The organism is Bradyrhizobium sp. (assembly GCF_035484855.1).
In the GTDB taxonomy this organism is placed as follows: Bacteria; Pseudomonadota; Alphaproteobacteria; order Rhizobiales; family Xanthobacteraceae; genus Bradyrhizobium.
Genome location: NZ_DATHOP010000195.1, coordinates 21,829 through 28,795 on the forward strand (window position 1 = coordinate 21,829; position 6,967 = coordinate 28,795).

At 62.8% G+C, this 6,967-nt stretch carries 7 protein-coding genes and 1 pseudogene; 3 read left to right on the forward strand and 5 right to left on the reverse strand.

Going from position 1 to position 6,967, the window contains the following annotated elements:
- Positions 1 to 119 precede the first annotated feature (119 nt).
- A complete protein-coding gene (locus VK804_RS22030) occupies positions 120 to 1,463 on the reverse strand; it encodes a 2-hydroxycarboxylate transporter family protein (protein ID WP_325374165.1) in 1,344 nt (447 codons plus the stop codon).
- A 153-nt stretch (positions 1,464 to 1,616) separates the two neighbouring features.
- A complete protein-coding gene (locus tag VK804_RS22035) occupies positions 1,617 to 2,516 on the reverse strand; it encodes a transcriptional regulator GcvA (protein WP_325374167.1) in 900 nt (299 codons plus the stop codon).
- A gap of 114 nt (positions 2,517 to 2,630) precedes the next feature.
- Here VK804_RS22035 and VK804_RS22040 point away from each other — a divergent pair, with 114 nt between their 5' ends.
- Together VK804_RS22040 and VK804_RS22045 are read left to right on the forward strand one after the other, a co-directional pair.
- Positions 2,631 to 2,834, forward strand: coding sequence for a DUF1127 domain-containing protein (locus tag VK804_RS22040; protein WP_325374169.1), 204 nt, complete (start codon positions 2,631 to 2,633; stop codon positions 2,832 to 2,834).
- Between the two features lie 75 nt (positions 2,835 to 2,909).
- Positions 2,910 to 3,518 carry a GNAT family N-acetyltransferase gene (locus VK804_RS22045; RefSeq protein ID WP_325374170.1) on the forward strand — a complete coding sequence of 203 codons (609 nt, stop codon included), beginning with the start codon at positions 2,910 to 2,912 and terminating at the stop codon, positions 3,516 to 3,518.
- Positions 3,519 to 3,702: 184 nt separating this feature from the next.
- On the opposite strand, the gene VK804_RS22050 is transcribed toward VK804_RS22045, so the two are convergent.
- From VK804_RS22050 to VK804_RS22060, 3 genes are all read right to left on the reverse strand, one after another.
- A complete protein-coding gene (locus tag VK804_RS22050) occupies positions 3,703 to 4,533 on the reverse strand; it encodes an enoyl-CoA hydratase (RefSeq protein WP_325374172.1) in 831 nt (276 codons plus the stop codon).
- 128 nt (positions 4,534 to 4,661) lie between these two features.
- Positions 4,662 to 5,363, reverse strand: a complete 702-nt coding sequence (locus VK804_RS22055; protein WP_325374173.1) for an SDR family NAD(P)-dependent oxidoreductase — start codon at positions 5,361 to 5,363, stop codon at positions 4,662 to 4,664.
- Positions 5,364 to 5,386: 23 nt separating this feature from the next.
- Positions 5,387 to 6,385, reverse strand: a complete 999-nt coding sequence (locus VK804_RS22060) for a glutathione S-transferase family protein (RefSeq protein WP_325374175.1) — start codon at positions 6,383 to 6,385, stop codon at positions 5,387 to 5,389.
- A 115-nt stretch (positions 6,386 to 6,500) separates the two neighbouring features.
- Between VK804_RS22060 and VK804_RS22065 the strand changes: the two are divergent.
- Positions 6,501 to 6,967: pseudogene (locus tag VK804_RS22065) on the forward strand (DNA alkylation response protein); the annotation flags it as partial.

The following is a 6,967-nucleotide window of genomic DNA, read 5'->3' on the forward strand; positions in this document are numbered from 1 at the left end:
GACCAACCGGAAAACGCCGAACGAGGCGGGGTTCGCCTCAGCAATGTGGATGATTTTTCAGGTTTTGTTCCGCGCCGGGCGTCGGACAGGCCGGGATTGGCGACAGCTTTTTGCGAAACCTAGCCGACCTGCGTCAATACGATCAGCACTACCGTCACGGTAATCGCCCCGCCGATCCGCGTGGCGATTTGCGCAAACGGCATCAGTTGCATGCGATTGGCCGCGGTGAGGATGGCGACATCGCCGGTGCCGCCCTGGCCACTGTGGCAGGCGGTGACGATCGCGGTATCGATCGGATACATTTTCATCCAGCCCCCGACGAAAAATCCTGTCGTCATGATCGCTACCACCGTCGATACGATCGTAATGACGTAAGGCACCGTGAAAGCTGCCACCAGTTTGTCCCACGGCGTCAACGCAACGCCGATGGCGAAGAGCAGCGGGTAGGTGACGGCGGTCGAGAAGAACTTGTAGACGTGAAAGGCCCCGACCTGCAGCGCTGGCGACACCGCCCGCGCCAGCTTCAGGAACACGGCGATCACCAGCATCACCACCGGCGCGGGAAAGCCAAGCACCCGCTGTGCCAGGGCACCGATCAGATACAGCGTCACGGCGGTAACGACGGCGGCTGCAACCGTCGTGACGTCGACGTGGTCGTCCGCATCCTCTTCCTCGAATTCCAGTTCGTCGTGCTCGCCCGGTTGCAGGCGCCCTTCGCCGGTGAGATGCGGATATTTCTTGCCGACGTAATTGAGCGTGCCCGCCAGCAGGATGGCCGTCAGGCTGCCGAGCATCACCGGCGGCAATACTTGGGCGAACAAATCGCCCTGCGCCTGGTGCAGGATTTGCGAATAGCCGATGGAGAGCGGGATCGCTCCCTCGCCCACGCCTCCGGCCATGATCGGGACCACGACAAAGAAGAAGGTATGGTAAGCGCCGAGACCGAACAGGACGCCGACGAGCGTGCCGACGATCCCGCCTGCGACCGAGCCCGCGGCCAATGGCACGAATATCTTGAGAAAACCCTTGATCAGGACGCCGCGGTCCATCCCCAAAATGCTGCCGACGATAATGCAGGAAATGAACAGATAGAGAAAGTTCGAATCCTTGGTGAAATCCTTCACCGAATCCAGAATGGAGTCCGGCAACAAATGATGAAATGCGAGATAGGACGGGATGAAGGTGGCAAAGATCGCCGCAGCGCCGATGTTCTTGATGATCGGGATTCGCTTGCCCAATTCGGCGCAAGTGAAGCCGCCCATCGAGAGCAGAACGATCGCCATCAGGATATCGGATGGCACTTTTCCCGTGAGAGCGAATCCGGCAATCACCGCGAACAAGATCACGAAAACCGGTACCGGAATGATGCCGATCTTGTAATCGACGATCGACCACCAGCCCTTGGGCCAGAAACCTTCGGTCGCGCCTTGCGAAGCGGGCGCTACGCCCTTGGCGTCCTGCAATTTCAGTCCCCCCATAAGCGGCCGGTGCGGAAAGGTTTTCACGCCGGCCGACGATTGTTTTTGTTGGTGAGACAATCTGCCATGTCCGCACGGCGCGACCAACCGGAAAACGTCGAACGAGCCGGGCTTTGCCCTCGTAACGTGGATGGTTTTTCAGGCTTTGTTCTGGACCGAGGCCTTCAGCCATTGCCGGAAGTCCCTGAGCTTGGGCGGATCGGCCCTGGCTTCCGGCGAGACCAGGTAGAAACCGGCGTCGGCCGGCAGCGCGATCTTGAAGGGAACCACCAGCCGCCCCTTGGCGATATCGTCGGCGACATAGGAGGTGCGGCCCATGGCGACGCCGTGGCCGTCGATCGCCGCCTGCACGGTCAGGAAAATCAGATCGAAGCTGACGCCGGCGTGCTTCGAGATGTTCGATGGCAGTCCCGCGGCCGTGAGCCACAGCCGCCAGTCGTCGTCGTAACCGCCGCTGGTGTGCAGGAAGGTGTGGTCGGCGAGGTCCTGCGGGCAGCGCAGCGGCTTGTCGCCGGCGAGCAGCGCCGGGCTGCAGACCGGGAACAGTTCATCGGCCATCAGCCAGTCGGCGCGGACGCCGGCCCAATGGCCGCGGCCGTAGCGGATCGCGGCATCGACATCGCCGGTGCTGAAATCGACCAGGCCGGTCGAGGTGGTGATGCGGACGTCGATGCCGGGATGGGCTTCCTGGAAGGTGGAGAGCCGCGGCAGCAGCCATTTGGCGGCAAGCGAGGCCAGCGTCGACACCGTCAGCACATGGCCGTCGTCCTTGCGGAGCAGCCGGTCGGTGGCCAGGCGCAGGTCGTTGAAGGCGGCGCGGACGCCGGGGAGGTAATCCCTGGCCTCCGGCGTCAGCGCCAGCGCGCGGTTTTGCCGGACGAACAGGCGAATCCCGAGTTCCTCCTCCAGCCGCCGGATCTGGTGGCTGATCGCGGTCTGCGTGACGTTCAGTTCGGAGGCGGCAACGGTGAAGCTCAAATGCCGGGCCGCGGCCTCAAACGCCCGCAATCCGTTCAGGGAAGGCAATCGGGCGGTCATTCGGCGGTCACCTATCCATGAGTTTATCTCATGTGAAGCGGCACAACATGTCGTTTGTCGAAAGGCCCGATTGCGCAGATATTCGCTTCAACAGCTTATCTTTAGGAGGACATCATGTCCATCTATTCGCATCATTCAATGACAAATCATCATGGTTCCGGGTTTCTCGCCCAGCTCGGGGAAACGTTCCACGTCTGGGGCGAACGCTGGCGCCAGCGCCGTGAATTGGCGGAATGGACCGAGCGCGACCTGCATGACGTCGGCCTTTCCAGGAGCGATATCGCGGGCGAACTCGAAAAGCCATTTTGGCAGGCTTGAACAGCAGCCAGGCCGGCGTCGCCTCCTGAAGAGGGACGCCGGCCGACGTCTTTCGGAACCGACGGAAATTAAGCCATGACCATGCTTCGCCTCGACGACCTCCGGCAACATTCCGACATACTGCGGCTGCGCAATGGCAAGGCGCTCGCGGTGCGGTTTGTCGAGCCCGGCGATGCCGAGGCGCTGCAGGCCTATTTCCGATCGCTGACGACCCGCTCGCGCTATAATCGTTTCCTCGGGGCCATCAGCGAGTTGCCGAAAAACCTGCTGGCGCACTTCACCCACGCCGGCGAGGACGACCGGTTCAGCGTGATCGCGACCATGACCATCGATGGTTTTGAGACCATCGTCGGCGAAGCCCGCTACGCTTATGACGGCGATCGTTTCGAGTTCGGCCTGTCGGTCGACGACCGCTGGCAGGGCCAGGGCATAGGCCAGGTGCTGCTCGGCAACCTGCAATGCCGCGCCGCAGCCTTCGGCGCGCGCCGGATGTTCGGCGATACCCTGCGCTCCAACGCGGCCATGATCGGCCTCGCCCGCAAATCCGGCTTTGCCTTCGCGCACAATCCCGACGACTGGAAGCTGGTGCGGTTCGAGAAGCAGATCGAGATCGCGCGGCAAGAGATTCCCTGCGCCAGCTGGCGGTTGGCGGCAACGCAGATCGCGTTACAACCGGCGGTTTGAGAGAATCGTAGGGTGGGCAAAGCGAAGCGTGCCCACCATTCAAATGGCTCCTTGTCGATGGTGGGCACGGCGCGAAGGCGCCTTTGCCCACCCTACGCTTCTCCTCACCATGAGGATTACAGGACGTCATCCTGAGGAGCATCGCAGAGCGATGCGTCTCGAAGGATGAAATCACCAAACGGCTCTATTTCCCGGTAAACATCGCCTTGCGCTTCTCGATGAACGCCTGCACCGCCTCGCGATGGTCGGCGGTCATGGTGGTGCGGATCAGGCGCTCGGCCTCGTGGTCGCGAGCCGTGGCAAAATCGAACAATAGCGCTTCGTCGAGATTGTCCTTCATGTAGCGCAGCGCGATCGTCGGGCCTTCGGCCATCGATTTCGCCAGCGCAAACGCTTCATCCTGCAGTCTTTCGTCCGACACCACGCGGTTGACGAGGCCGATTGCCTCGCATCTCGCCGCATCGACCTTGTCGGCGGTGAACATCAATTCGCGCGCCCGCGATGTCCCGACCAGCCGCGTCAGCAGCCAGGCGATGCCGTAATCGCCGCTTAAGCCCACCCGCAGATAGCCGGTGGAGACGAAAGCCGATTGCGCCGCGATGCGGATATCGCAGGCCATGGCGATGGCCAGCCCCGCGCCGACCGCGGGGCCGGGCAGGGCGGCAATCGTCGGCTTGCGCACCGAGATCAGCGCGCCGGTGAGCAGGCGCTGGCGTTCCTGCAGGTCCGCGATTTTCTCGTCATAGGACATTGCGAGCTTCTTCTGGTCTCTGTGGGCGCCCATGCCCTTGACGTTGCCGCCGGCGCAGAACGCCGTGCCCGCGCCGGTGATCAGGAGCGCGCCGACGTCGGGGTTCTCGCCGCAAGTCTTGATCATGGTGCGCAGCGCTGGCGTCAGGTTGTCGGATAGCGCGTTGCGGACCTCGGGGCGATTCAGCGTGATCACCGCGACGCGGTCGCGGATCGTGCAGCGCAGTTCGCTGGTGCCGGTGTCGATAATGATTTCGGTGGTCATGATTTCTCCTGTTCGTCCCGGCCGTCATTGCGAGCGCAGCGAAGCAATCCATGCCGCAGCAAGAAAGATGGATTGCTTCGTCGCAAGAGTTCCTCGCAATGACGGCTTATTGGTCCTGGTGCAGGCTCCTAAAACTTCTCCACCCACGGCCGCAATTCCAGTTCCCAGGTCCAGGCGCTGCGCGGCTGTTGCAGCACGTTCCAGTAGCTCTGCGCGATGGCGTCGGGATCGAGCATGGAATCGGGCCGGTCGGCGGCCTCGACACGCGCGGCGCTGCGGATGCCGCCGTCGATCACGAAATGCGCGATATGGATGCCCTGCGGCGACAATTCGCGCGCCATGCTTTGCGCCAAGCCGCGCAGCGCGAACTTGCCCATCGCAAACGGCGCCGATTGCGGATAGCCCTTGACGCTGGCGGAGGCGCCCGTGAACAGGATCGCGCCATGCCTGTTGGGCAGCATTCGCTTGACCGCCTGCTGCGCCACCAGGAAGCCGCCGAAGGCGCTGACGCTGATGGCGTGTGCGACCTCCGCCGGCACCAGATCGGTAAACGCGCCGCGCGCCCGCGCGCTGGCGTTATAGACCACGACGTCGGGGGCACCGATCTCGCGCTCCACCAGCCCGAACAGGCGCTCGACCTCTTCTGGCTTGGTGGCGTCGCAGGCAAAGGCGCCGGCACCGGTCTCGTTGCAGAGCGCGCCGAGTTTTTCGATCTGCCGCGCGGCGAGTGCGAGGCGGATATTTTGCTTGGCGAACAATCGTGCCAGCGACGCGCTCAGGCCCTCGCCGGCGCCGACGATCAGGGCGATTTTGTATTTTGGAATCTCCATGGCGTTTTCCTTATCGTGAGCGTTCAGCCGCGCAACCCTTCGAGGCAGCCTGCGGCGTCCAATACGGGATCGAGCGCTGCCTTGTCGGCTGCGTCAGCATATTTGGCGCGCAGCATGGCAAGCGAACGCGCGTGGTATTTCTGCGGCTTCTGGGTCCAGACCTTGCCGGCGAGCGTGACGCTGAACTCCTCGTGCGCGCCCGCCAGCGCCTTCTCATTGGCGCAGGTCCACGGCATGAATTGTGCCCCGATTTGTTTCTGCAAAATCGGCATCAAGGTCGCCGCCAGCGCCGTCCAAGCCTCGAATGCGCCTTCCGCCTTCGGCCACAACATGCGGTGCACCCAATCCAGCACATGCGGCGCGCCGCCGCCGATCAGCGCGCCTGCGGTTGGATCGGTCCACATCTCGTAGATCTGGCCCCACAGACCGAAATCGCCGTAGGCGGGCCGTCCGCCGAACAGATAGGGCCGCGTCGCGAGATGGGCGTCCAACAGCTTGAGCATATCGAGGAAGCCGGCCTCGATCTGCGGCGCGGTCGTCTCATTGGAGCCGACGAACCATACCCGGTCCACCATGCGGGCGCGGATCTGGCCGGCAAGCGCCGCGTGCTGCTCCTCGCTGGCCGCGGGTCCCCGCATCCGCGCGATCCGCCCGGCCGACGAGATCTGGTCGACGTCGCGGGCCCAGCGGTAGTGAAACATCCATTTGTTGCCCCACTCGTCGCCGAATTCCTCCACCAGCGCGGAAATGAAGTTGGCGACGGGATCGTCGGGATGGATCGAGGGCGCAGGATAAAGCTTCTCCATCGCGTCAATGATCGGCGTGGAATCCTGGATGCCCCTGCCGTCGGGGGTCACCACCAGCGGCACGATCGGCATTTTGGCGTGTTTCTCGAATTCCGCCTGGCTTGCCGCGCCGCGCAACACCCATTGATGCGGAATGGCCTTGTAGCGAAAATAGGATCGCACCTTGACCGAGTAGGGCGACATCTCGGCGCCGAAGATGCGATAAACCTCCGCCATGGGCCTTCCTCCTGATATGTTGTCGTGGCGGCTTTGGCGCCTGCCTTCTCTGAAATGATCTATATCATCTAAAACGATCATCTAAAACACCAGGTGGAACGAACAAGAGTTGCAGATGCACAAGCCAGTCAAACACGACGAAGTGATGCCGGCCGATCGGCCGGGATTGCTCGCGCCGGATACCTCCGGAATGAATTTCTACCGCGCCGATCCGGCGCTGACGGACCTGCTGCGGATTCATTTGCCGGATGCGCTGTTTCACCATATCGAGCCGCATCTCGACCGGCTGGGTGCGCTCGCCGGCGGCCATCTCGACGAATGCGCGCGGCTGGCCGACCGTCATGTGCCGGTGCTGCACCAGCGCGACCGTTTCGGGCGCGACGCGCAGTGGATCGAGTATCATCCGGCCTATCGCGAGTTGGAGAAGGCCGCGTTCGGCGAATTCGGCATTCATGCGATGTCGTTGCGCAAGGGCATTATGGGCTGGCCCGACAAATATCCCGTCGTCGCCAAGCACGCCTTCACATTTTTATTCAATCAGGCCGAGTTCGGGATGGGCTGCCCGATCAACGTCACCGACGG

What these genes read in the sequence shown, in the direction of transcription:
- VK804_RS22035 (WP_325374167.1), bottom strand. Translation starts at nt 2,516, where the DNA reads ATGACCGCCCGATTGCCTTCCCTGAACGGATTGCGGGCGTTTGAGGCC.
- VK804_RS22040 (WP_325374169.1), top strand. Translation starts at nt 2,631, where the DNA reads ATGTCCATCTATTCGCATCATTCAATGACAAATCATCATGGTTCCGGG.
- VK804_RS22045 (WP_325374170.1), top strand. Translation starts at nt 2,910, where the DNA reads ATGACCATGCTTCGCCTCGACGACCTCCGGCAACATTCCGACATACTG.
- VK804_RS22050 (WP_325374172.1), bottom strand. Translation starts at nt 4,533, where the DNA reads ATGACCACCGAAATCATTATCGACACCGGCACCAGCGAACTGCGCTGC.
- VK804_RS22055 (WP_325374173.1), bottom strand. Translation starts at nt 5,363, where the DNA reads ATGGAGATTCCAAAATACAAAATCGCCCTGATCGTCGGCGCCGGCGAG.
- VK804_RS22060 (WP_325374175.1), bottom strand. Translation starts at nt 6,385, where the DNA reads ATGGCGGAGGTTTATCGCATCTTCGGCGCCGAGATGTCGCCCTACTCG.